Genomic DNA, 22656 nt, shown 5'->3' on the forward strand with positions numbered 1-22656 from the left:
CATGCTCCGCCGCTTGTGCGGGCCCCCGTCAATTCCTTTGAGTTTTAGCCTTGCGGCCGTACTCCCCAGGCGGGGTGCTTAATGCGTTAGCTTCGGCACGGACGGGGTCGATATCCGCCCACACCTAGCACCCAACGTTTACGGCTAGGACTACCAGGGTATCTAATCCTGTTCGCTCCCCTAGCTTTCGCGCCTCAGCGTCAGGCAAGGCCCAGAGATCCGCCTTCGCCACCGGTGTTCCTCCTGATATCTGCGCATTTCACCGCTACACCAGGAATTCCGATCTCCCCTACCTGCCTCCAGCTCGGGAGTATCGGACGCAGTTCCGGGGTTGAGCCCCAGGATTTCACGACCGACTTTCCGAGCCGCCTACGCGCGCTTTACGCCCAATGAATCCGGACAACGCTCGTCCCCTACGTGTTACCGCGGCTGCTGGCACGTAGTTAGCCGGGACTTCTTCTGCAGGTACCGTCACTTTCGCTTCGTCCCTGCCGAAAGCGGTTTACGACCCGAGGGCCTTCATCCCGCACGCGGCGTCGCTGCGTCACGCTTTCGCGCATTAGCGCAAGATTCCCTACTGCTGCCTCCCGTAGGAGTCTGGGCCGTGTCTCAGTCCCAGTGTGGCTGGCCGTCCTCTCAGACCAGCTACCCGTCGCCGCCTTGGTAGGCCGTTACCCCACCAACAAGCTGATAGGCCGCGGGCCCATCCCGGACCGTCGGAGCTTTCCCGGCACGACCATGCGATCACGCCGAGGGATCCGGTATTAGCCCAGGTTTCCCTGAGTTATCCCGGTGTCCGGGGCAGGTTGCCCACGTGTTACTCACCCGTTCGCCGCTCTCCCCTCGGAAGGGTTACCCCTCCCGAGGTTCCCGCTCGACTTGCATGTATTAGGCACGCCGCCAGCGTTCGTCCTGAGCCAGGATCAAACTCTCCGTAGAGAACCATCGTTCGGCATCCACCTGTTCGGATGGAGCCGCCCTTTGGGTTCGATGTGAGAGTCGACCTCGCCGGGTAGCACTCCCGGCTCGGCCTCCTGTGGATCCGTTGCTGTCTCCGTACGACCGTCAAAGTCTGGACGCCCAAAAAAAGACGCGTCCTTCCCTCGACGGGGAAAACGCACTGGCTTTTGGCACACTGTTCAGTTCTCAAGGTGCGCGCGGCGACTCATGGAGTGTCCAGATGGAGTCGCGCCGACCGATCAGCCTACGAGCGGTCGCTCCATCCGTCAACCGGACGCCGAATCCCGGGTTGCGCGCCGGCGTGTCGACGACGAGTCGTTCTGCTTTGAAGCAATGCTACCAGCGCCGTAGCTGTCCCGCTCCGGCGATCACGAGAAGCCGGCCACCCTGGCGAAACGGCGCCTCCCCACCTGCCACACGGACCCCTCGAGCTCGGCGAGGGCGTCCTCCGCGCGCAGGCCGGGGACGTCGACGCGAATCTCAGGATCCTTGACGACGGTCCCCCCCATTCGGACCCCGTCCTGCTCGAACAGCCGGCGCGCGGCGGACTTCGATTCCGCCAGGCCGAGCGTCGTCAGCAGCGCCGCTCGATCGAGGACGGTGACGCCGTCCTTCTTCGTCACGATGAGCGCCGAGCGGGGGACGACCACGTCGCGGACCTCGTCCGGAACCGCTCCTTCCTTGTGGACGCGGTCGAACTCCGCCTGTGCCCGGTCGCCGGCGCCCTCGCCGTGGTAGAGGTCGACGACCTCGCGCGCCAATCGCCGCTTCTCGTCCCATGGAACGCGCTCTCCCGAGGAAAGGGCCACCTCGACGCGCTGTGACTCGGCCGGGTCGCGGAAGAAGTCGAGCGTCAGTCGCCGGTACTCGGCGATGAGCTCGTCCCGCACCCGAACGAGCTTGCCGAACATCGCGTCAGGCGGCTCGGTGATCCCGACGTAGTTGCCGAGCGATTGGCTCATCTTGTGGACACCATCGGTCCCCACGAGAAGCGGCATGGTGAGCGCGACCTGCGGTTCCTGATCGAACTCGCGCTGGAGGTCTCGACCCACGAGCAGGTTGAACCGCTGGTCGTTCCCTCCGAGCTCGACGTCGGCCTCAACCGCCACGGAGTCGTACCCCTGCAGCAGCGGATAGAGGAACTCCATGATCGAGATCGGCCTACCGTCTGCGTAGCGCTTCGCGAAGTCGTCGCGCTCGAGCATGCGCGCGACGGTGTACGAGGACGTGAGGCCGAGGATCTCTTCCATTCCGAGCGGCTCGAGCCATTCCGAGTTCGAACGGACCTCCGTTCGATCGCGGTCGAGGATGACCCAGAACTGGTCGAGCAGTCGTTCCGCGTACGCCCGCACGGTGTCCCTGCCGAGGCGCGGGCGGGTCTCCGTTCTTCCCGACGGATCGCCGAGGCGCGCGGTGAAGTCGCCGACGATCAGGACGGCGGTGTGACCGGCGTCCTGGAACTGCCGAAGCTTGCGCAGCACGACCGCCCATCCGAGCGTCACCTCGCTGGCGGTCGGATCGAGGCCGAGCTTGACGCGAAGCGGCCGGCCCAGCGCGAGCTTGACCTCGAGACCGCTCTCGGGAATGACCTCTGCTGGTCCGGCGAGGAGCGCATCGAGGTCTGATGGAGCCCTTCGAGCGGGGGGGACATTCGATTGCTCCCGTTCGCTCACTTCTTGGGCCCCCGCCCCTCCATGCGCGTGGCGATGCTAGCAGTGTGAACTTCGGCGCCGTGGGAAGATTTCTGTCCCATGGCCGGTACCTTCTGGACGACCCCGTTCGGTGGGCGTCATCGGGCGCACGCCACCAAGTACAGCCGACCGTTGGGAGTGGCGTTCACGACGCGGTTCGGCGCGACCGCGCTGTTGGTCCTACTGGTCGCCACGGCCTGCGACCTCCCGACGCTGCGAGAGGCACGCCAGGATGCGGCCGAGCTGCCACAGACCTCGTTCGTCTATGCCTCGAACGGCCAGCTGATCACCCGGCTCCACGCCGGCGAAGACCGCGTGGTCGTGCGCGCGCGGCGCATCCCCGACGTCGTCCGCAACGCCGTCATCGCCATCGAGGACCAGCGGTTCTACGACCACGCGGGCCTCGATCTCCGTGCCCTGCTTCGGGCCGCATACATCGACGCGACGAGCGGCCGCGTCGTGGAGGGCGGGTCCACGATCACGCAGCAGCTCGTGAAGCAGGTCTATCTGAGCGACGAGACCACGTTGAACCGGAAGATCAACGAGGCGTACCTGGCCTGGCAGATGGAGCACCGATTCACGAAGGAACAGATCCTCACCAAGTATCTGAACACGATCTACTTCGGCAACGGCGCGTACGGCGTCATGGCCGCGGCGCGCACCTACTTCGACAAGGAGCCGCTGGATCTAACGCTCGGCGAATCGGCGCTCCTCGCCGGCATGATCGCTGCCCCGGTGACGTACGACCCGGTCACGCACGAGGGTCGCGCCCACAACCGGCGGAACCGCGTCCTCACGCGGATGTTCGACCTACAGATGATCGGCCCGGCCCACTACGAGCGGGCACGGCGAGCTCGCGTCGAGCTCAACATGAACGAGGACGACGGCAAGCCGTACATCGGGCCGTACTTCCTCGACTACGTCAAGGAGTGGTTCCTGTCGAACCCTCGCTTCGGCGAGACGCAGGAGGAGCGGTACAACCTGCTGTTCAAGGGAGGTCTTCGGATCGTCACGACGTTGGATCCGCATATGCAGGCGGCCGCGGAACGCGCGATCGAGTCCGTCCTGACGTCCCCGAGCGATCCGTACTCAGCGCTCACTGCGCTCGACCCGCGCACCGGCTACGTCCGCGCCATGGTTGGCGGTCGTGATTACTGGGACGCCACTGATCGGTTCTCCAGGATCAACCTCGCCACGGGAGGCAGCACCGGGCGGCAGGCGGGCTCGGCGTTCAAGCCGTTCGCTCTCGTCGCGGCGCTCGAGAGCGGCCTCACGCGGAACACGACGCTCAACGGCTCGTCGGCGAGCATCCCGCTCCACGACGGCACGTTCTGGCAGCCCAAGAACGCGGAGGGCAGCGGGTACGGAACGATCACGCTCGACAGCGCGACGCGGAACTCCGTCAACATCGCGTACGCGAACCTGCTCGCAGAGATGGGCGGCGGCAACGCGTATGTCGGCGCGGAGCGCACCGTCGAGGCGGCCGTTCGCATGGGGATCCGGTGCTGCCCGCGGACGACCGAGCCGAATACGCCGCTCGCGCCGGTGCCGTCGGCCGTCCTCGGCGTGAACGAGGTCAGCACGCTCGAGATGGCGTCGGGGTTCGGGACCCTCGCGTATACCGGACTGCACGTGCAGCCGACGCCGGTGATCTCGATCACGACGCGCGACGGCGAGCTTCTCTACCACGCTCGGCCGAACCCGCAGGAAGCCGTCGAGCCCGCGATCGCGCAAGAGGCCGTCGACATCCTGAAGGGAACCGTGACGTCGGGGACCGGCACCGCCGCGAACATCGGAAGGCCGCAGTTCGGCAAGACGGGAACCGCGCAGAACGCGAGCGACGCCTGGTTCGTCGGCTCGGTTCCGCAACTCACCACGGCCGTGTGGATCGGGTTCCCCCAGGGGCAGATCCCGATGTGCTGCGGCAACGTGCGCATCTCGATCGTGTACGGCGGAACGTGGCCCGCGCTGATCTGGCGCGCGTTCATGGTCGCCGCGACGGCGAACATGCCCGAACGGGAGTTCCCCATCGCGCCAGTGGTGAACTACGTCACGTTACGTGTCGACGTCTCGCGCGGGTGTCTCGCCAACGAGTACACACCGCCGCAGGTGGTCGACACGGTGCAGTACGCGGCGGGTTCGGAGCCGGAGATGGAGGTCTGCGACGAACCGGACTCGTACCAGCAGCTCGTGATCCCATCGGTCGTCGGTCTGCAGAAAGACGCGGCGATCTCGACGTTACGCGGCTCTGGATTCAACGTCGCTGTCGAGTACACCAACGGGTCGAATCAGCCGGAGGGCGCGGTGGTCGATCAGGAGCCGGCGGGTGGCGGCCGCCTGGTCCAAACCGGAACGGTGACGATCACGGTCGCACGCGGAGATTCCCAGCCCGAGACGGTTGCGGTTCCGAACGTCGTCGGCACTCAGGAGGGCGCGGCGTCGGCCAGGCTTCGTCATGAAGGTTTCGAGGTCGCGGTGGTTCGCGAGCGATGCGACCCCGGGTGTGACACGCGCCCGGGCGTCGTCTGGGCGCAGTCGCCGACCGGCGAGGCCCCCTCGGGATCGACCGTCACGATCTACGCGAACCCCTGACCGCTTCCGGGACCGACAGTCGTCCGCGCGACACGAAGGCGCTTGCAGCCTCGTAGAAGCGCCACCGGCGCTCCGCACCGACGGTCACGCCGACGCGCGTGCTCCGCGCGATCGATCGAGGTGCAACGGGATCGCCCTTCCGAAGCTGCACCGAAGCACCGCGAACGAGATCGGCGCCGTTCTCCGGCCGCGAGATGTCCATGGCCTGGGTCAGCCGTCCCGGGCCGGAGCAGAGCAACGTCGGCGCGTCGACGCCTCGGCGCTCCGCCATCGCCTCGATGCCCTCGAGCGGTTCACCGGCACGAAGAAGCACGGCGCTCCCCACACCATCGGCGCCGGTGACGACGTTCGAGCAGAAGTGCATGCCGTAGGTGAAGTACACGTACAGGTGGCCGGGCGGGCCAAACATCAGCACGTTGCGCGGGGTCGGACCGCGGAACGCGTGGCTTGCGGGGTCGTTCGGCCCGTAGGCCTCGACCTCGACCAAGCGTGCGGCGAGACGCGTGCCGTCGGGAAGGACTCGGACGAGGACCCGCCCGAGCAGGTCGGGCGCCACCTCCGTCGAGGGCCGCGCGAAGAACGATCGCGGCAATCTGCCGCCCAGCCTCACCGGCCCTTCCGCAGGAACGTCCGCAACTTGCCCAGCGGCCACGCGTTGATCACGTCGTCCTTCGTCAGCCACCCGCGCTGCGCCATGGCGACGCCATACCGCATGTGGTCGAGGTGCGTGGTCGCGTGTGAGTCCGTGTCCACGGCGAACTTCACGCCGTAGCGTTTGGCCCACATGATGTGCTCGTCGTTGAGATCGAGCCGGTCGGGGTAGGCGTTCACCTCGAGGGCCGTCCCCGTCCGCGCGGCGGCCGCGAAGACCTCGTCGAAGTCGAACTCGACGGGCTGTCGCTGATTGATCTTGCGCGTGGTGGGGTGGCCGATCACGTTCACGTATGGGTTCTCCATCGCCCGGACGATGCGCCTGGTCATCTCGTCCTTCGACTGTCCGAACATCGAGTGCACGGACGCGACTCGCACCTCGAACCCGTCGAGGAACTCGGGTCCCCAGTCGACATTGCCCTCGGGGTCGATGTTCAGCTCCGTACCGTGGAGCAGGGTCATCTTCGGGTACTTGGGCTGGAGCTTCCGCACCCGCTCCCGTTGGGCGAGCATCTTCTCGTCCGTCATCCGCTGCATGAACAGGTTCGGTGCATGATCGGTCACCGCGTAGTACGCGTACTTCATCGCCGATGCCGTCTCGAGCATCTGCTCGAGAGACGCGAGCCCGTCGGTCAGGTTCGTGTGTGTATGGAGGTCCCCGCGAAGCTGCTTCTGCGTCACAACGTCGGGGAGGGAACCATCGAGCGCGGCCTCCACCTCGCCCCGGTCCTCGCGCATCGTCGGAGGGATCCACGGGAGGCCGAGTCGCTCGTACACCTCCTGCTCCGTCTCGGCGACGATCAGCGTGCCGGACTTCGCGTCGAAGAGCCCGTACTCGTTCAGCTTCAGGCCCTTGCGAACTGCCATCTCGCGAATGCGGATGTTGTGCGCCTTGGACCCGGTGAAGTAGATCATCGCGGCACCCCACGCCTCATCGGGGACAACGCGGAGGTCGACCTGGAGCCCCTGCCGCGTCAGCACGCTCGACTTGGCCTCGCCCTTGGCGAGGACGCGTTCGACGATGCCTATGCCGGTGAAGGCATCCATCACCGGCACCGGGTCGTCGCTCGCCACGAGGAGATCGACGTCGCCGATCGTCTCGAGCATCCTGCGGAGTGATCCCGCGTGGTCGATCCGCTCGACGTCGACGCTTGAGCTGATGCGCTCGATGAGGTCCTCAGCGAGATCCATAGCCACGGAGACGATGGCGCGACCGGTCTGCTGCTGGAGCCGCTCGAGGCCACGACGGATGTTCGACTCGGTCCGGGCGCCGAACCCCTTCAGCTCGGCGATCCGGCCGCTCTCGACGGCCGCGCGAAGGTCGTCGATGTTCGCGATACCCAGGTCCTGGTACAGGATCATCGCCTTCTTTGGTCCCACGCCGGGGACGGCGATGATGTCTCGAACGCCCGGCGGGATCTTCGCGCGGAGCCCCTCCAGTGTCTCGAATGTGCCCTCGCGCAGGAACTCCTGGATCTTCTCGGCGATCGACTTGCCGACGTTGGGGATCTTCAGGATCTCAGCGAGCTCGAGCGTCCCGATGTCGGCGTGGTACCCGCCGACGGCGCGCGCGGCCTTCTCGTACGAACGCGGTTTGAACCTGTCCTCGGAAAGGATCGCCAGCAGGTCGGCGTACTCCAGGAGCACGGCCTCGACCGCGTCGTTCGCGCGCGGCACCGTCAGCCCTCGTTCAGGCGGCGCCGAGGAGCCAGAGCAGCAGCGCCTTCTGCGTGTGCAGACGGTTCTCGGCCTGATCCCACACCGCCGAATGCGGACCGTCGATCACCTCGGCGGTGATCTCGTGGCCGCGGTGCGCGGGAAGACAGTGCAGCACGGTGACGTCCGGTCGTCCCAGCGACACCTTCTCGGCGTCGAGCTGATACGCCTGGAACACGAGCGCCCGCTCGCTCGCCTCTGACTCCTGTCCCATGCTCGCCCACACGTCCGTGTACAGGACGTCGGCCCCCGCGCACGCCTCACGTGCCTCGTGCGTCGTGAGGACGCTCCCCCGGGTCTCCGATGCGATCTCGGTGGCGCGCTGGACGATCAACGGAATGGGCTCGAACCCGCGCGGGGTGGCGACGCGAACGTTCATCCCTGTCTTCGCCCCGCCGAGCAGCAGCGAGTGCGCGACGTTGTTGCCGTCGCCGAGGAACGTCAGCGTTCGACCCGCGAGCTCGCCCTTGACCTCGCGGATCGTGAGCAGATCAGCCAAGCACTGGCACGGATGCTCGAAGTCCGAGAGCGCGTTGATCACGGGAACCGACGCGGCGCGCGCGAGTACCTCCAGCCGCTCCTGCTCGAACGTGCGAAGGACGATCGCGTCGACGTAGCGCGATAGAACGCGGCCCGTGTCCTCGATCGTCTCGCCCCGCCCGAGCTGCAGCTCGGATGCCGAGAGCGTCACGGCGTGCCCTCCGGTCGCGGCCACGGCGAGCTCGAACGACACCCGTGTCCGGGTGGACGGCTTCTCGAAGATCAGCGCGACGGAGCGGCCCTTGAGCGCGTCGCCGTAATCGCCCGGATGCGCCTTGACCTTCTGGGAGAGGTCGAGGACGCGCGTGACCTCCTCGGATGAGAGGTCATCGACGGAAAGGACGTCGCGTTGCATCGGACAAGTCTATGCCCCGGCCGGTTTCCGCCGCTCGGACGGGCTACGACGAGCGCAGTTCGGCGCCGAAATCGCGCCCCAGCCGCTGGGCGATCGCGACTACGACTTCGTTGGCTTCCGCGTCGGTGAGGGTCCGATCCGAGGCCCGAAGGTCGACCGAGAAGGCCAGGCTCTTCTTGCCATCGGGCAGTGGCGGCCCCGCGTGCACGTCGAACAGGACGACCGAGTCGACGAGGTCGCCGCCCGCTTCGTCGAGCGCCGCATGCAATCGACCGGCTGGCGTCGAAGCGTCGACGACGAACGCCATGTCGCGGCGGACCGGCGGGAAGCGTGGCACGTCGCTCACCTGAGGCATGGCCGTCGCGCGGTCGGCGATCGCATCGACGTCGAGCTCACCAACGGCGACCCGCCCCGTGAGATCGAACACGGCCGCGACCGACGGGTGCAGCTCGCCGAACACGCCGACCGTCTTCGAGCCGACAACGACGTGCGCGGACCTTCCCGGATGGAATGGCGCACCCGCTCGCATACCCGCTGTCCACGTGACCCCGACCGCCGCAAGGAGCTCCTCGACGACGCCTTTCGCGTCGAAGACGTCGAACTCGCGTCGCGCGGTGTGCCATGACTCGTCGGCGCTTCCGGTCATCACGAACGCGACGCTCGGCCGTTCGTCCACCGCGCCTGAGACGAGGCGGAAGCGGGGGCTCACCTCGAAGATCGCGACCTGCCGCACCTGGCGGTACGTGTTCCGCCTGGCAGCCCGAAGCAGTCCCGGGAGGAGCTGCGTTCTCAACAGCCCGTCATCCGCCTGCAAGGGGTTGGTGATCCGAACGGCGTCTCCGTCTCCGAACAGCCGGAGTTCCTTGTCGGAGAGGAAAGGCATCGGGCGTACCTCGCGAAGCCCGGCGCTGGCCATCGCGCGGCGGATCCGATCGACGAACGCGTATCGCTCGGGAACGCCGCCCGGCTGCCTGATCGCGGGAAGCGTCGAGCCGACGCGGTCGTACCCCTGGACGCGCACGACCTCTTCGATGAGATCGACCTCGCGTTCCAGGTCGAAGCGGTACCCGGGGGCCTCGACGCGGATCGTGTCCTCATCCGCTCGTTCGTGCGTCATCCCCAGCCGATCGAAGACGGCCTCGGCGTCGGACACGGAAACCTCGTATCCGATGATCGCCGATGAGCGGGACGCCCGCATCGAGACCCATCGCCGTCTCGGCGCGTCGCCCTCGTCGAGTGCTCCGCGGAGCACCGAGGCGTCGCACCACTCGACCATCAGCCGGCACGCACGGTCCCCTCCCATCACCACGGCCTCGGGATCGACGCCGCGCTCGAACCGCGTCGACGCCTCCGTCGAGAGCGCAAGGCGGCGTCTCGTCCGCTGGATCCCCTCACGCTGGAACGAAGCGGCTTCGAGCAGGACGTCGGTCGTCGATGGCGAGATCTCCGCGAGCTCCCCTCCCATCACGCCTCCGACGCCGACCGGCCGCTCCGCGTCGCAGATCAACAGGTCGTCGTCGGTGAACGTCCGCTCGACACCGTCGAGGGTGATCATGCGTTCGCCCTGCCTTGCGCGACGGACCACGATGCCCGGTCCTTTCAGCAGTGACAGGTCGAACGGGTGGAGCGGCTGTCCGATCTCGAGCATGGCGTAGTTCGTCGCGTCGACGGCCGCGGAGATCGGCCGCATCCCGGACGCGGTGAGTCGCGCCTGCGCGGCGATCGGCGCGGTGACGTGCCGGACGTCGCGCAGGATCCGCGCCCGATACCGCGGGCACCGGTCGAGGTCCTGGATGTCGATGGTCGCCACGCCCTCGACGGTTTCGTCGGCCTCGTCGACGCGGGCGTTCGGCGCGACGAGCGGCGTACCCGTCGCCGCCGCGACCTCCCTGGCGACCCCGATGACCGAGAGAAGGTCCCCCCGATTCGGCGTGACCTCCACGTCGAGGACCTCACCGGAGAGGCCGAACGTCGCTGCGACGTCCGCTCCCGGCTCGAGGTCCGCCGGCAGGATCAGGATTCCATCGTGTGAAGGCGAGATGGCAAGCTCGTCCGGCGCGCACAGCATTCCGTTCGACACGACGCCACGGATCTCTCGCGCCCCCAGCGGCTGAGGCAACGACGGCACCCGCGACCCCGGCGGCGCGAGCGGCACCAGATCGCCCGGCTGCATGTTCCGGACGCCCACGACGACCTCGAGCTCTCCGGAGCCTGTCTGCACGCGCGCCATGCAGAGCGTGTTGCTGTTGGGGTGATCCCGCACCTCGACGACGCGGGCGACAACCACGCCGGAGAGCCCACGCCAGGGCCGGTCGATCGATTCGACCTCGGCGCCCTTGCTGGTGAGGAGCTCCGCGAGCTCCTCGGCGTCGAGCTCCGTCGGACACAGATCGCGCAGCCACGGGACGAAGATCTTCACGCTGCGCCCTCGAACTGCTGGAGGAACCGGACGTCGCCCTCGGTGAACAGACGCAGGTCGTTCACGCCGTATAGGAGCATCGCCACGCGCTCGATCCCGATCCCGAACGCGAATCCCGTGTACCGCTCCGAGTCGTAGCCACCGTTCTCCAGGACCTTCGGATGCACCATGCCGGCGCCGAGGAGCTCGAGCCATCCGTTGCCGCAGACCGAGCACCCCGTACCTCCACACACGAAGCAGGACACCGCGAGATCGCATCCGGGCTCGACGAACGGGAAGTAGTCGGGCTTCATCCGGACGCGCACGTCCGATCCGAACATCTCCTTCGCAAATGCGTGGAGCGTCCCCTTCAGATCCGCGAAGGTGATGCCTTCGTCGACGGCAAGCCCCTCCAACTGATGGAACACCGAGCTGTGCGTCGCATCGTGCGCCTCGCGCCGGTACACGCGCCCGGGGGCCACGATGTACACCGGGGGCTCCTGCGATTGCATCGTTCGGATCTGCACCGCGCTCGTCTCGGTCCGCAGCAGCAGCGCATCGACGTCGACGTACAGCGAATCCTTCAACGTACGGGCGGGGTGATCGGCGGGGATGTTGAGGGCTTCGAAGTTGTGCCATTCGTCCTCGACCTCGGGCCCCTCCGCGACGCGGTAGCCCATCCGAGTGAAGACCTGGACCATTCGCTGCTCGACCAGCGTGAGTGGATGGAGCGATCCGGGGCGGGGTCGTCTGCCGGGAAGCGTCACGTCGACGGCATCGGCGTCGAGGATCGCTGAGCCGGAAGCCAGCTCGAGCTCGGTTCGACGCCCGTCGTATGCGCTCCGGAGGTCGGCGAACACCTCGTTGACGCGCTTGCCGAGTTCGCCGCGCTCGTCGCGCGACACCGATCCAATTGACCTCTGAACGTCTGAGAGCCGACTCTTTCGCCCGAGAAACGAGGTCTTCGCCGCTTCGAGCTCGTCGATCGAGCCCGCCGCGGCGAACGAGCGGAGGCCGCGCTCGAGCTCGGCGTCGGCGATCGAACGTGCCTCGTTCGGGTCCATGGTCCGGCGAGTCTAGCCGTCGCTTCGGTCCGAGAACCCCTGTATCGCGACCGGCACGTCGAGGATGAACGACAGACGATCGTCCACCCGGACCTCCGCGGTTCCTCCTTGCGCCTCGGCGATGCCGAGCGCGACGAACAACCCGATCTTGCTCCCGGTGCCGGCGCCCGGCGCCCGCGGCCGAAAGAGCCGCTCCGCCTCGTCCTGCCGGAGGTCGGTCCCTCCCCGCGACACGGTGAGGACGAGCCGGCCGTCACGCTTGGCGGCCTCGACGAACACGGGACCGTCGTTGGTCCACCACACGACCGACTCGATGAACGCCTCGAGCACCAGCCGCAGCCGATCGCCGTCGACGAATGCCTCAACCTCGCCGTGCTTCCACTCGATCGGTGGGTGCTCCGGGTCACGCCCGAGCGACTCCGCGACCTGCTGCACGAGCCGGCCCAGGTCCGTTCGCTCCGGATACAGCTCGAGCGAACCGGCCGCCAGGCGCGCGGCGTCGACGAGCTGGCGGAGGATCGCGTTCAGCCGGTCGGTGTCGTAGACGATCCCCGTCAGCATCAATGTGCGGTCCTCTTCGGTCATTTGATCCCATCGCGTCGCGAGCGCGTGACCGAACCCCTTCATCGCGGTGAGCGGCGAGCGGATGTCGTGCGCGGCGGCCGCGACGATCGTCTCCAGGACGGCGCGACGACCCTCTCGCAGGTGTCTCGCCCACTCGAACAGGCAGATCGTCGCCGCGGCGGCCAGATTCAGCGACTCGGCGCGTCCGGCGATCGGAACGCGAACGGTCGCGTCCGCGAGCTCGGCGATCTCCATCGGGAGTCCCCACGCCTCGTTCCCGAACACGAACGCCACTGGATCGGTCAGGTCGAGCTCGTACAGGTCGGTGTCCCCGGACGCGTCCATGGCCAGGACCCGCATGCCGCGATCGCGCAGAAGTGCGATCGCGGCATCCGTCTCAACGCCTCGAACGATCGGCAGGTGGAACAGCGACCCCGCGGTCGCCCGCACCGTCTTGGGGTTGTACACATCGACGGATTCCGACGTGAACACGATGCCCCCTGCGCCGGCTGCGTCGGCGGAGCGCACCACGGTCCCCGCGTTGCCGGGATCTCGGACAGCGTGCAGCACGGCGACGCACCGTTCCGGCTCGCCGATCGACGCGAGCTCGAGATCCACGAACGGCGCGATGCCGACGAGCGCCTGGGGTGTCACCGTCGACGTCAGGCGCTCCACGATCGTCTCACTCACGTGCACGAGCTCGACGCCGGACCGATGAGCGCGTTCGACGAGCGGGTGGTCGGGGTCGGAGTGGTACAGCCTGATGATGCCGGGTCGGTTCGAGAGCGCCTCGCCGATGGCCTGCGCGCCCTCGACCAGGAAGCACCGTTCGCGTTCGCGGAAGGCCCGCTTCTTCAGGCGGAGCGCGGCGGCGACCCGCTCGTTTCGGATCGAGGTGATCACGCGTTCCCCAGGGCCGAACCGCTGTCGACGGGGAATCCTAACGGGCCGCCCGCGCGCGACCGGCAGCGGTCGCCACGTTCCCGGGACTCGGTCGAGCTCAGGCGGCGAGCGCGTCCCTAGCCGTCTGAACGAGCTGCGCAAACGCCGCCGGGTCGTGGACGGCGAGGTCGGCGAGCGCCTTGCGATCCAGCTCGACACCGGCGCGCTGCAGCCCGTGGATCAGCTGCGAGTACGAGAGCCCGTTCTGGCGCGCGCCCGCACCGATCCGGGCGATCCATAGCCTGCGGAATTGGCCCTTGCGGTCACGGCGGTCGCGATACGCGTACTGCCCGGAATGCAGCAGCTGCTCCTTGGCCATCCGGTACCGCCGCGAACGGGAGCCGAAGTAGCCCTTGGCCTTGCGAAGCACCTCGCGGCGCTTCTTCTTGGCGTGGACCGAACGCTTGACGCGTGCCATCCGTCCCCTACTTCCCGAGCAGCCGGCGGATGTTCGTGCGCTCTGCCGTCACCGAGGCCATCCCCTCGACGCGGCGTCGCCGGTTGCTTCGCTTCTTCGTCAGCATGTGGTTGCCGGTCGCCTTGCGGTGAAGGATCTTGCCCGTCCGCGTGATGCGGAACCGCTTGGCAGCAGCCCGATGCGTCTTCTGTTTCATGTTCGTTCCCTCTGGATCATTCGACGGGCGCCGGTGCGGCCGCGGGTCTCGCGGCGCTTCGTTGCTCGGCGTGCTTCTTCGTCGGCGCGATCACCATCACCATGTTGCGTCCGTCCTGCTTCGGTGTTGCCTCCACCGTGGCCATGTCGCCCAGGTCGCCGACCAACCTGTCCAGGATCCGTCGGCCGAGCTCCGTGTGGGCCATCTCTCGCCCGCGGAACATGATCGTCACCTTGACCCGCGCGCCCGCGTTCAGGAACCGGACGACGTGACCCTTCTTAGTCTCGTAGTCGTGTGGGTCGATCTTCGGCCGGAACTTGATCTCCTTGACCTCGACCCTGGCCTGCTTCTTGCGCGCCTCCTTGAGGCGGATGTCGCGCTCGTACTTGAACTTGCCGTAATCCATGATCCTCGCGACGGGCGGGTTCGCCTGCGGCGCGACCTCGACGAGGTCGAGATCGAGCTCCTGGGCCTGCCGCAGCGCCTCCTGCGTGGAGACGATGCCGATCTGGGCTCCGTCCGGACCCACCAGACGCACCTGCGCCGATCGGATCCGGTCGTTTATCCGTGGATCAGCCGAGACCCCGCATCACCTCCCGTCCGATGAAAAGGCACCGGGCGCATCCCGGTGCCTCCGGTGGAACACGGCGAACCGCTGCGGAAAAGTATAGGTGCGGGTCCGTGGGGGTGTCGAGGTTCGGAGCCGCCGCGCGTACCGAATCTAGACGGGCCGAACGTTGGCGGCCTGCTTGCCCTTGGGGCCGTCGACGACGTCGAACTCGACCGCCTGACCCTCGGTGAGCGAGCGGTATCCCTCGCCCTGGATCGCGGAGAAGTGAACGAACACGTCGTCCTGACCTTCACGCGAGATGAAGCCGAAGCCCTTCTCGTTGCTGAACCACTTGACGGTGCCCTGCTCTGCCAACCGATGCCTCCTGTTGCGTGCCTCGCGTCGCGCGCTGCCCGAGCGCGTCGGCGGCGCGGAGCCTAGCACGGCCTTTCCACGCGCTCAATCCGTTCAGCGGCCAGAGGAACGGAGGAATTCACGGCTCACCCGACGCCATCACCAGTCCGGTTGGAGGGAGCGTCCGTAGTCATCCTCGAGGCGGAGCGTGTCGTCCTCGGTCGTGTACCCGTACGCGATCTCGAGCACGCGCCCACGAGCGTCACCATGGTTGGTGATGCGGTGCGTCGTCTCGGCGGAGACCATGAACTCCTCGCCGGGCGTCGCCTCGACGACCTTATTTCCGATCTGAACGGTCAATCCCGGGTCGAGCACGATCCACATCTCGTCGCGCATCTGATGGTAGTGAACGCTCGTCTCTTGTCCGGACTCGACCGTGATCACACGCACGGAGCTCGGCTGGTTGAGCGCGTAGGTGACGACCTTGCCCCACGGCTTGTCGACGATCATCCGTCCGCTTCCTTCGGGAACTGCTCCAGCACGGATGCCGTCTCCATGGCCGCCATCGCCGCGTCCCAGCCTTTGTTCCCGTGCTTTCCGCCCGAGCGGTCCATCGCCTGCTCGAACGTATCGGTCGTCAGGACGCCGAAGATGACCGGCACCCCGGTCTCGTCGGCGGCGGCTCGGATGCCGTTTGCCGCCTGCCCGGCGACGTGCTCGAAATGCGCAGTCTCGCCGCGGATCACGGCGCCGAGACAGATCACGGCGTCGTACCCGGACGCCGCCGCACGCCGAGCCGCAATCGGCAGCTCGAAGGCGCCGGGAACCCACGCGACGACCAGGTCATCTTCGTCGACGCCGTGCGCGCGGAGACATTCGGTCGCGCCGGAGAGCAGCTTGCCGGTGACGATCTCGTTGAACCTGGAGACGACGAGCGCGAACCGCCGACCACGGGCCAGGAACTCGCCGCGGATCTCCCTCACCTGACCTCCTCGGCGCCCAGGGCCTCGAGCCCGTCGAGCAGGTGACCGAGCTTCTCGCGCTTCGTCCGCAGATACTCGATGTTGCGCGCGTTCGGGTGCGTCTCCAGCGGAACGCGCTCGACGATCGACAGCCCGTATCCCTCCAGGCCCGCGCGCTTGGAGGGATTGTTCGTGAGGAGTCGCATGCTTCGAACGCCGAGGTCGACGAGGATCTGCGCGCCGATGCCGTAATCGCGCGGATCGGCAGGGAACCCAAGCTCCACGTTCGCTTCGACGGTGTCGCGGCCTCGCTCCTGGAGCTGGTACGCCCGGAGCTTGTGGGTGAGGCCGATCGCGCGGCCCTCGTGGCCTCGTATGTACAGAACGACGCCGCGACCGTCCTCACCGATCTGCTCGACCGCGGAGCGGAGCTGTTCGCCGCAGTCGCATCGGAGCGACGCGAACACATCACCGGTGAGGCATTCCGAGTGGACGCGGACGAGGATCCGCTCACCGTCCCCCACCTCGCCGAGAACGAGCGCGACGTGAACGCGCCCGTCGACGAGGCTCTCGTACGTGTACGCCGTGAACTCGCCGTGCTCCGTGGGGATGACCGCTTCGGCAGTGCGATCCACGAGCTGCTCCCGACGCCGCCGGTACTCGATCAGGTCGGCGATCGAGATGATCTTGAGGTCGTGGTCGTTCGCGACGCGAACGAGCTCCGGCAGCCGCGCCATCGTGCCGTCGGTGTGCAGCACCTCGCACAACGCTCCCGCCGGGTACAGCCCGGCGAGCCGCGCGAGATCCACGGCCGCCTCGGTGTGACCGGCACGCCGAAGCACGCCGCCCTCCTGCGCCATCAGTGGGAACACGTGGCCGGGCATGCGAACGTCGTCGGATCTCAGGTTGGGTTCGGTGACCGAACGAACCGTCTCGGCCCGGTCGAACGCGCTCGTGCCCGTCGTCGTTCTTCCTCGGATGTCGATCGAGACGGCGAACGCGGTGCCGTGGCTCTCGTTGTTCTTCGAAACCATCAACGGGATCCGGAGCTCCTCCAGCCGCTGCTGGGTCACCGGCATGCAGACGATCCCCCGGCCGTGCGTGACCATGAAGTTGATCGCTTCCGGCGTGACCTTCTCGGCGGCCATCACGAAGTCGCCCTCGTTCTCGCGATCGGCGTCGTCGACGACGATCACGATCTTCCCCTGCCGGATGTCGTCCAGGGCTTCCGGGATGGTCGAGAACGCGTCGGTGCCCTGTCCCGAGGTTCCGACAACGTTCGCCTCCGTCACCGTGCGCGCCGGATCCACCCGGTCGGGCTTCTCTGTCATGCGGTCCTCCCCCCTCGCGCCGACCGCACGACGCTCGCTTGGCTCGCCGTCCTATCCGCGAGCAGCGCCTCGACGTACTTGGCGATCACGTCCACCTCCAGGTTCACAAGGTCGCCGGCTCGCGCGGACCCAAGTGTCGTCACAGCAAGCGTGTACGGGATCAGGGCCACCGAGAAGGCGGTCGTGTCGAGGGCGGCGACGGTGAGACTCACGCCGTCGACGCACACCGACCCCTTCTCGACGACGAACCGACGCAGCTCCGCCGGCGTTTGCACCGTGAGCCACACGCCGCCCTCTGCATCGGGCTCGACCCCCCAGATTTCCCCGACGCCGTCGACATGGCCCTGGACGAGATGACCGCCCAGCCGCCCGGCGAATCGCAGCGGACGCTCGAGGTTGACGCCGTCGCCGTCTCGGAGGCGTGACAGGCTGGTTCGCCGGAGCGTCTCTTCGGAGAGGTCGAATGCGAGGTGCGCGTCCGAGCGCTCGACGGCCGTCAGGCACACGCCGTTCACGGCGACGGACGACCCCACCTCCGAGTCGGCGGTCACCGTTCGGCAGCCGATGGTCATTCGTGCACCGTCGATGTGGCGCACCGCGCCGAGCTCCTCAACGATCCCGGTGAACATCCGCCTCCACCTTGAGGTCCTCGCCGATCGGATCGAACGAGCGAACGCGCAGACGCGCGGCGCTCGAGATCGGCGCGAACCCTCGCCCGCCGAGCACCGTCGGCGCGTCCACTCCGCCGATCAGCTTCGGCGCCAGGTACACGACGACCTTGTCGACCACGCCCTCCTCGATGGCGGCGAACGCCAGCGTCGGTCCACCTTCGAGCAGCACGCCCTGCAGATCACGCTTGCCGAGAAGGGAGACGAGCTCGCCGATCGGCACTCGATCGCCCTCCGCCGCGAGGACGACCACCTCCGCGCCGGAGTCTTCCCACTCGTCACGCCGTTCCCGCGGCGCGAGGTCCGTCGTCGCGACGAGCGTCGGGGCTGCGTCGTCGAATAGGTCTCCCGTCGCGGGAACCCGCCCTCGCCCGTCGACCAAGACGCGCAGCGGTGGCCGACCCCGATACCCGGGCTCCCGAACGGTGAGCGACGGGTCGTCGACCAGCGCCGTTCCGGCGCCGACGACGATCGCGTCCGACCACGCCCGCAGCCGGTGCACGTCGGCGCGCGCCGACTCGCCGGTGATCCACCGGGAGGAGCCGTCCCGCGCCGCCACTTTGCCGTCGAGCGACGCGGCCATCTTCCACGTGACGAACGGGAGGCCGGTCCGAACGTGCTTCACGAACGCTTCGTTCTGCCGAGCCGCCTCATCTGCCAGGACGCCGTGTCGAACCTCGACCCCGTTCCGCTCGAGCTCTGCGAATCCGCGGCCGTCGACGATCGGGTTCGGATCGCGCATCGCCGAGACGACCCGCGCCACACCGGCGGCGACGATCGCCTCGACGCACGGCGGCGTCCGGCCCGTGTGAACACACGGCTCGAGCGAGGTGTACAGCGTGGAGCCGCGAGCGGCCTCCCCCGCTTCGCGGAGCGCGACGACCTCCGCGTGTGCGGTTCCGGGGCCTTCGTGCCAGCCCTCGCCGGCGAGGGTCCCCGAGGCCGAGACGACGGCGGCGCCAACGATCGGGTTGGGGGACACCAGACCGCGTCCCCGTTCGGCGAGCGCCAACGCTCGTCCCATGTACGCCTCGTCGGACAACGTTCACTCCATTCCCGAGGCGGATGCGCGGGGAAAGGAGTCGCGCGGCGGCGGTCACGCGCCGAAGGCGACACCCGTCCTCTCCCATCCCGACTCTCACGGTCGGTTCCGGAATCTCACCGGATCAACCCCCGAGTGGCTCCCGGGAGGTCGCGGACTCTCACCGCCGGTGGGGACTTGCACCCCGCCCCGAAGACGAGCTCTTCGTCGCAAGTATAGGTCCGCGTTCGGCGGGTCGCAGCCCGCCCCACGTCGCCGTCTAGTCGATCTTGCGGCGGTCGATCGCGTACCACGAGCGCGGCTCGCGCTTGGCGAACTGCTTCATCTCCGTGGCGACCGCGACCGCCTCGCCGTAGTGCTCGAACTTGCGGACCTCGGTCGTCGCGATGCCCACCGAGACTCCCGCGAGGGGGAGCTTCTGCATCTCGCCCTTGCGGTCCTCGACCTCGATGTATCCGCGCTTGATGTCCTCGCGCTCGTAGAACTCGTGGATGTCACCGTCGAAGCGTTCGACGATTCGCTTGGCGATGTCCTCCGCGCTCTCAGGCGGCACGACGGCCACGAAGTCGTCGCCCCCGACGTGGCCGACGAACCCATCGGTCCCAGCGAACTCGACGACCGCGTCCTGGATGATCCGCGCCGTCGCCTGGATCAACCGGTCGCCGCGGACGAACCCCTTCTCGTCGTTGTACGCCTTGAAGTTGTCGAGGTCGCAGTACAGAACCGCGAACGGGCGGTCGTCTCGGACGTTGCGCTCGATCTCCTCCTGGATCCGGATGTTGCCTGGAAGTCCCGTGAGGGGTGAGAGGTTCCGCATCTCCTTGGCCCGCCGGAGGGTGCCCTTGACCCGGGCGAGGAGCTCGATCGGGTCGAACGGCTTGATGATGTAGTCGTCGGCGCCGGCGGTGAGCCCCAATACCTTGTCCGTGGAGAGCGCCTTCGCCGTGAGCATGATGATCGAGGTGCTGGCGGTCTGCGGGTTCCGTCGGAGACGCTGGGCGACCTCGAACCCGTCGATCCGCGGCATCATCACGTCGAGCAGAACGAGGTCCGGACGGAGCGCAGCGGCCTTCTCGAGCGCCTGCTCCCCGTCCGACGCGACCGAGACGTCGTATCCCGCGCTCCGCAGGTTGACCTCGACGAATCGCGCAATGTCTGGGTCGTCGTCGACGACCAGGATGGTCTCGGGCATCTCTCAGTCGCTCCGCGAGGGGTAGACGTCGACCTCGGCGAGGGCGACATAGATGGAGTCGGCACACGGCGGTGCGTGCTTAACGTCTGCGCCGGCTTCGTGCCTCCTCGGGGCAGCCTCGGTGCGCATCGGGGCGGATTCTAGTGGGGCGTCATTCGGCGACGAAACCCCGCGACGAACATCGCATCGCAGCCGTCCCGATGCGGCCACAGCCGGATCCGGGCCGCGGGGCCGTTGGGTCCCCTGAGCTCGAGCGGCTCGAGATCGGGCCGGTGCCGGAGGATCGCGTCGCAGGCCGCGTCGGTCTCGGCCCGGGGAAACGTGCACACGCTGTAGACGATCCGCCCGCCTCCGCGGACCACGTCGGCGACGCCCGCCACGATGGCCACCTGCAATCGTGCCAGCGACGACAGCTCGTCCTTCTCAGGGCGCCACAGGAGCTCGGGCCGGCGCCTCGCGGAGCCAAGTCCTGAACAGGGTGCGTCGACGAGAACGGCATCGAACGTCGCCGCGAGGGCCGGCCGTCGCGCGTCCTGGACGAGAACGCGTCCCTCCACGCGGAGGCGTTGGAGCGTGGAGGCGACGAGACGTGCACGCGACGCGTTGGCGTCCGCGGCGACGAGTTCGCCACGTGGTTGCACAAGGCACGCGGCGTGAGCGGCCTTGCCGCCCGGGCCGGCACACGCGTCGAGGACGCGTTCCCCCTGTGTCGGGTCGAGCGCACCAACGACGAACGACGACGCTTGATCCTGGACGGCGAACGATCCCTCTTCGAATCCGGGGAGCGAGGCCGGCGCCCCCGAGGAGATCACCAGGGAATCAGGATGAACGGTGCCGCGCTCGACGCCGATGCCCACGTCCCGGAGGATGCGCTCGAGCTCGTCGGTCGTCGTTCGGCATGTGTTCGTCCGGATCGTCGTCCGCGCCGACGTGGCGAGCGCCGTCGCGGCCGCCTCGGTCTCGTCGTCCAGCTGCCGCCGGAGCTCTCGAACGGCCCACGAGGCGAGGCCTGTTCGAACCGCGATCGCGTCGTCGTCGTCGCCGTTCGGCCAGCGCACGCCATCGCTCGACAGGCGTCGGAGGACGGCGTTGACGAACCCTCGGTGACGCGCGTCCGCGAGCTCCACAGTTGCGGACACGGCGGCATGTGTGGGGATGCGCGTGAACAGCAGTTGATACGCGCCGAGCCGTACAAGCGACCGCGCGGCCTTCGGCGCGGTCTCGATGGGACGATCGAGGAGCGGGCCGAGCGCGTGGTCGAGCGAGATCTTCCGCCGGATCGTCCCGTACGCGAGCTCCGACGCGAGCGTCGCGTCTCGCCGGTCGAGCCCCGCCCGCTCGATCGTCCGTGCGAGCGCGAGGTTCGAATACGCGCCCTCCTCGATCACGCGGGTGATGACATCGAGCGCGACGTATCTCGCGGTCGGCGAGTGCGGAGTGGCCGCGCGCGCCGCGGCCACCGGCGGCTTCCCGCGTGAGGCGTTCGATCCGCGCGCCGGGCGTCGCGCGCCGCGACCTCCGCGTCCGGTCATCCCAGACGCTCGCCCACCCGCGGACGAAACCCGTTGACGAAGTCGGAACCGCTCATGCGCTTCCGGCCCTCCGGTGCGACGTCGAGCACACGGAACCCACCAGTTCCCGTTGCGACGACCGGTCCCTCCTGCGTCACGGCGACGATCGCGCCCGGCGCGCCGGTCTCGTGAACGGTGTCTCCCCGATACACCTTGAGCGTCCTCTCGCGGAACGTCGTCGTCGCGGCGGGCTCCGGCGACAGCGCGCGGCATCGATCCACCAGGTCGGCCGCTGCGTCCGTCCAGACGAGGACCCGATCCTCGGCTTTGAGCTTCGGCGCGGACGTCGCCTTCGAGTCGTCCTGCGGCGTGGGCGTGATCGATTTCGTCACGAGGGCGTCGATCGTCTCGACCAGAACCCCCGCGCCGGTCGCGGCAAGCCGAGCGCCGAGCGTTCCGGCGTCGTCCGAGGGCACGATGCGCTGCTCACGCTGGAGAAGGACCGGTCCCGTGTCGAGCCCCTCGTCCATGACCATCGTCGTCACGCCGGTTCGTTCCAGGCCGAGCAGCAGTGCGTGTTGCACCGGGCTCGCTCCACGGAGCTCGGGCAGCAACGAGAAGTGCAGGTTCACCGGAGCGATCGCGGGGACGTTCAAGACGGCGGCGGGCAGGATCTCGCCGTAGGCGACGACCACCAGGACATCGGGCGAGGCCGACACCAGGTGTTCGAATCCGGTTCCCGCCCTCGCAGTCTCGACCTCGGCCAAGGGGAGGTCGAGGTCGCGGGCCGCCGCCGCGACCACGGTCGGTCTCGGCCGCGAGCCGCGCCCGGCCGGTTTGGCCGCGGCAGTGACGACGAGCGCGATCTCATGACGGGACGCGGCCAGCGCCTCCAGTGACGGAACCGACCAGGCGTCGTTGCCGAGGAACGCGACGCGCGCGGATGCCTGCACGACGGT

Annotated in this window: 20 protein-coding genes, 1 rRNA gene and 1 riboswitch; of the genes, 1 reads left to right on the forward strand and 20 read right to left on the reverse strand. The window is 68.0% G+C overall.

Annotated elements, in window-relative coordinates; translation table 11 throughout:
• Together VFA08_00715 and tyrS are read right to left on the reverse strand one after the other, a co-directional pair.
• Positions 1–939 (reverse strand): 16S ribosomal RNA (locus tag VFA08_00715); the annotation flags it as partial.
• A 389-nt stretch (positions 940–1328) separates the two neighbouring features.
• The gene (gene tyrS, locus VFA08_00720) at positions 1329–2633 is read right to left on the reverse strand and encodes a tyrosine--tRNA ligase (GenBank protein HYZ12117.1); all 1305 of its coding nucleotides are present in this window, start codon (positions 2631–2633) and stop codon (positions 1329–1331) included.
• 78 nt (positions 2634–2711) lie between these two features.
• On the opposite strand from tyrS, the gene VFA08_00725 reads away from it, so the two are divergent.
• A complete protein-coding gene (locus VFA08_00725; GenBank protein ID HYZ12118.1) occupies positions 2712–5243 on the forward strand; it encodes a transglycosylase domain-containing protein in 2532 nt (843 codons plus the stop codon).
• Here VFA08_00725 and VFA08_00730 read toward each other — a convergent pair.
• The 18 genes from VFA08_00730 to fmt all read right to left on the reverse strand — a co-directional run bounded on the left by VFA08_00730 (position 5221) and on the right by fmt (position 22650).
• Entirely contained in the window at positions 5221–5853 is a 633-nt protein-coding gene (locus VFA08_00730; protein HYZ12119.1) for a DNA-3-methyladenine glycosylase, read from the reverse strand. The two genes, VFA08_00725 and VFA08_00730, sit on opposite strands and share 23 nt — an antisense overlap.
• Positions 5850–7571 (reverse strand): DNA polymerase/3'-5' exonuclease PolX, encoded by a 1722-nt coding sequence (gene polX / locus VFA08_00735; protein HYZ12120.1) that lies wholly within the window; start codon positions 7569–7571, stop codon positions 5850–5852. Before polX ends, VFA08_00730 begins: the two co-directional genes overlap by 4 nt.
• Before the next feature lie 13 nt (positions 7572–7584).
• On the reverse strand, positions 7585–8505 hold the full coding sequence (gene argF, locus VFA08_00740) for an ornithine carbamoyltransferase (GenBank protein ID HYZ12121.1): 921 nt from the start codon (positions 8503–8505) through the stop codon (positions 7585–7587).
• A 43-nt stretch (positions 8506–8548) separates the two neighbouring features.
• Complete coding sequence (pheT, locus tag VFA08_00745; protein ID HYZ12122.1) at positions 8549–10924, reverse strand: phenylalanine--tRNA ligase subunit beta; 2376 nt, start codon at positions 10922–10924, stop codon at positions 8549–8551.
• Positions 10921–11967 (reverse strand): phenylalanine--tRNA ligase subunit alpha, encoded by a 1047-nt coding sequence (gene pheS, locus VFA08_00750; protein HYZ12123.1) that lies wholly within the window; start codon positions 11965–11967, stop codon positions 10921–10923. The genes pheT and pheS overlap by 4 nt, the downstream gene beginning before the upstream one ends.
• A gap of 12 nt (positions 11968–11979) precedes the next feature.
• Positions 11980–13434, reverse strand: a complete 1455-nt coding sequence (locus VFA08_00755) for a TrmH family RNA methyltransferase (protein ID HYZ12124.1) — start codon at positions 13432–13434, stop codon at positions 11980–11982.
• A 97-nt stretch (positions 13435–13531) separates the two neighbouring features.
• Positions 13532–13891 carry a 50S ribosomal protein L20 gene (gene rplT, locus VFA08_00760; GenBank protein ID HYZ12125.1) on the reverse strand — a complete coding sequence of 120 codons (360 nt, stop codon included), beginning with the start codon at positions 13889–13891 and terminating at the stop codon, positions 13532–13534.
• 7 nt (positions 13892–13898) lie between these two features.
• A complete protein-coding gene (rpmI, locus tag VFA08_00765) occupies positions 13899–14087 on the reverse strand; it encodes a 50S ribosomal protein L35 (GenBank protein ID HYZ12126.1) in 189 nt (62 codons plus the stop codon).
• Between the two features lie 16 nt (positions 14088–14103).
• On the reverse strand, positions 14104–14652 hold the full coding sequence (gene infC / locus VFA08_00770) for a translation initiation factor IF-3 (protein ID HYZ12127.1): 549 nt from the start codon (positions 14650–14652) through the stop codon (positions 14104–14106).
• Between the two features lie 156 nt (positions 14653–14808).
• Positions 14809–15012, reverse strand: a complete 204-nt coding sequence (locus tag VFA08_00775) for a cold shock domain-containing protein (protein HYZ12128.1) — start codon at positions 15010–15012, stop codon at positions 14809–14811.
• Between the two features lie 138 nt (positions 15013–15150).
• Positions 15151–15501 (reverse strand): cupin domain-containing protein, encoded by a 351-nt coding sequence (locus VFA08_00780; protein ID HYZ12129.1) that lies wholly within the window; start codon positions 15499–15501, stop codon positions 15151–15153.
• Entirely contained in the window at positions 15498–15974 is a 477-nt protein-coding gene (gene ribH, locus VFA08_00785) for a 6,7-dimethyl-8-ribityllumazine synthase (GenBank protein ID HYZ12130.1), read from the reverse strand. The genes VFA08_00780 and ribH overlap by 4 nt, the downstream gene beginning before the upstream one ends.
• Positions 15971–17284 (reverse strand): bifunctional 3,4-dihydroxy-2-butanone-4-phosphate synthase/GTP cyclohydrolase II, encoded by a 1314-nt coding sequence (locus VFA08_00790; protein HYZ12131.1) that lies wholly within the window; start codon positions 17282–17284, stop codon positions 15971–15973. The genes ribH and VFA08_00790 overlap by 4 nt, the downstream gene beginning before the upstream one ends.
• Positions 17281–17913, reverse strand: a complete 633-nt coding sequence (locus VFA08_00795; GenBank protein HYZ12132.1) for a riboflavin synthase — start codon at positions 17911–17913, stop codon at positions 17281–17283. Before VFA08_00795 ends, VFA08_00790 begins: the two co-directional genes overlap by 4 nt.
• Complete coding sequence (ribD, locus tag VFA08_00800) at positions 17894–18994, reverse strand: bifunctional diaminohydroxyphosphoribosylaminopyrimidine deaminase/5-amino-6-(5-phosphoribosylamino)uracil reductase RibD (GenBank protein HYZ12133.1); 1101 nt, start codon at positions 18992–18994, stop codon at positions 17894–17896. Before ribD ends, VFA08_00795 begins: the two co-directional genes overlap by 20 nt.
• 72 nt (positions 18995–19066) lie before the next feature.
• Positions 19067–19195, reverse strand: a riboswitch (FMN riboswitch).
• Between the two features lie 58 nt (positions 19196–19253).
• Positions 19254–20186, reverse strand: a complete 933-nt coding sequence (locus VFA08_00805; protein HYZ12134.1) for a response regulator — start codon at positions 20184–20186, stop codon at positions 19254–19256.
• A 140-nt stretch (positions 20187–20326) separates the two neighbouring features.
• Complete coding sequence (rsmB, locus tag VFA08_00810) at positions 20327–21718, reverse strand: 16S rRNA (cytosine(967)-C(5))-methyltransferase RsmB (protein ID HYZ12135.1); 1392 nt, start codon at positions 21716–21718, stop codon at positions 20327–20329.
• Positions 21715–22650, reverse strand: a complete 936-nt coding sequence (gene fmt, locus VFA08_00815; protein ID HYZ12136.1) for a methionyl-tRNA formyltransferase — start codon at positions 22648–22650, stop codon at positions 21715–21717. The genes rsmB and fmt overlap by 4 nt, the downstream gene beginning before the upstream one ends.
• Positions 22651–22656: the final 6 nt, after the last annotated feature.

This window comes from Actinomycetota bacterium (assembly GCA_035640355.1).
Classification (GTDB): domain Bacteria; phylum Actinomycetota; class UBA4738; order UBA4738; family HRBIN12; genus CALGFI01.

Bases quoted from the DNA above. Each gene is read 5' to 3' on its own strand.
- rplT (HYZ12125.1), bottom strand. From the start codon at position 13,891: ATGGCACGCGTCAAGCGTTCGGTCCACGCCAAGAAGAAGCGCCGCGAG.
- pheS (HYZ12123.1), bottom strand. From the start codon at position 11,967: ATGGACCCGAACGAGGCACGTTCGATCGCCGACGCCGAGCTCGAGCGC.
- argF (HYZ12121.1), bottom strand. From the start codon at position 8,505: ATGCAACGCGACGTCCTTTCCGTCGATGACCTCTCATCCGAGGAGGTC.
- rpmI (HYZ12126.1), bottom strand. From the start codon at position 14,087: ATGAAACAGAAGACGCATCGGGCTGCTGCCAAGCGGTTCCGCATCACG.
- VFA08_00795 (HYZ12132.1), bottom strand. From the start codon at position 17,913: ATGTTCACCGGGATCGTTGAGGAGCTCGGCGCGGTGCGCCACATCGAC.
- VFA08_00805 (HYZ12134.1), bottom strand. From the start codon at position 20,186: ATGCCCGAGACCATCCTGGTCGTCGACGACGACCCAGACATTGCGCGA.
- VFA08_00725 (HYZ12118.1), top strand. From the start codon at position 2,712: ATGGCCGGTACCTTCTGGACGACCCCGTTCGGTGGGCGTCATCGGGCG.
- VFA08_00790 (HYZ12131.1), bottom strand. From the start codon at position 17,284: ATGACAGAGAAGCCCGACCGGGTGGATCCGGCGCGCACGGTGACGGAG.
- rsmB (HYZ12135.1), bottom strand. From the start codon at position 21,718: ATGACCGGACGCGGAGGTCGCGGCGCGCGACGCCCGGCGCGCGGATCG.
- VFA08_00780 (HYZ12129.1), bottom strand. From the start codon at position 15,501: ATGATCGTCGACAAGCCGTGGGGCAAGGTCGTCACCTACGCGCTCAAC.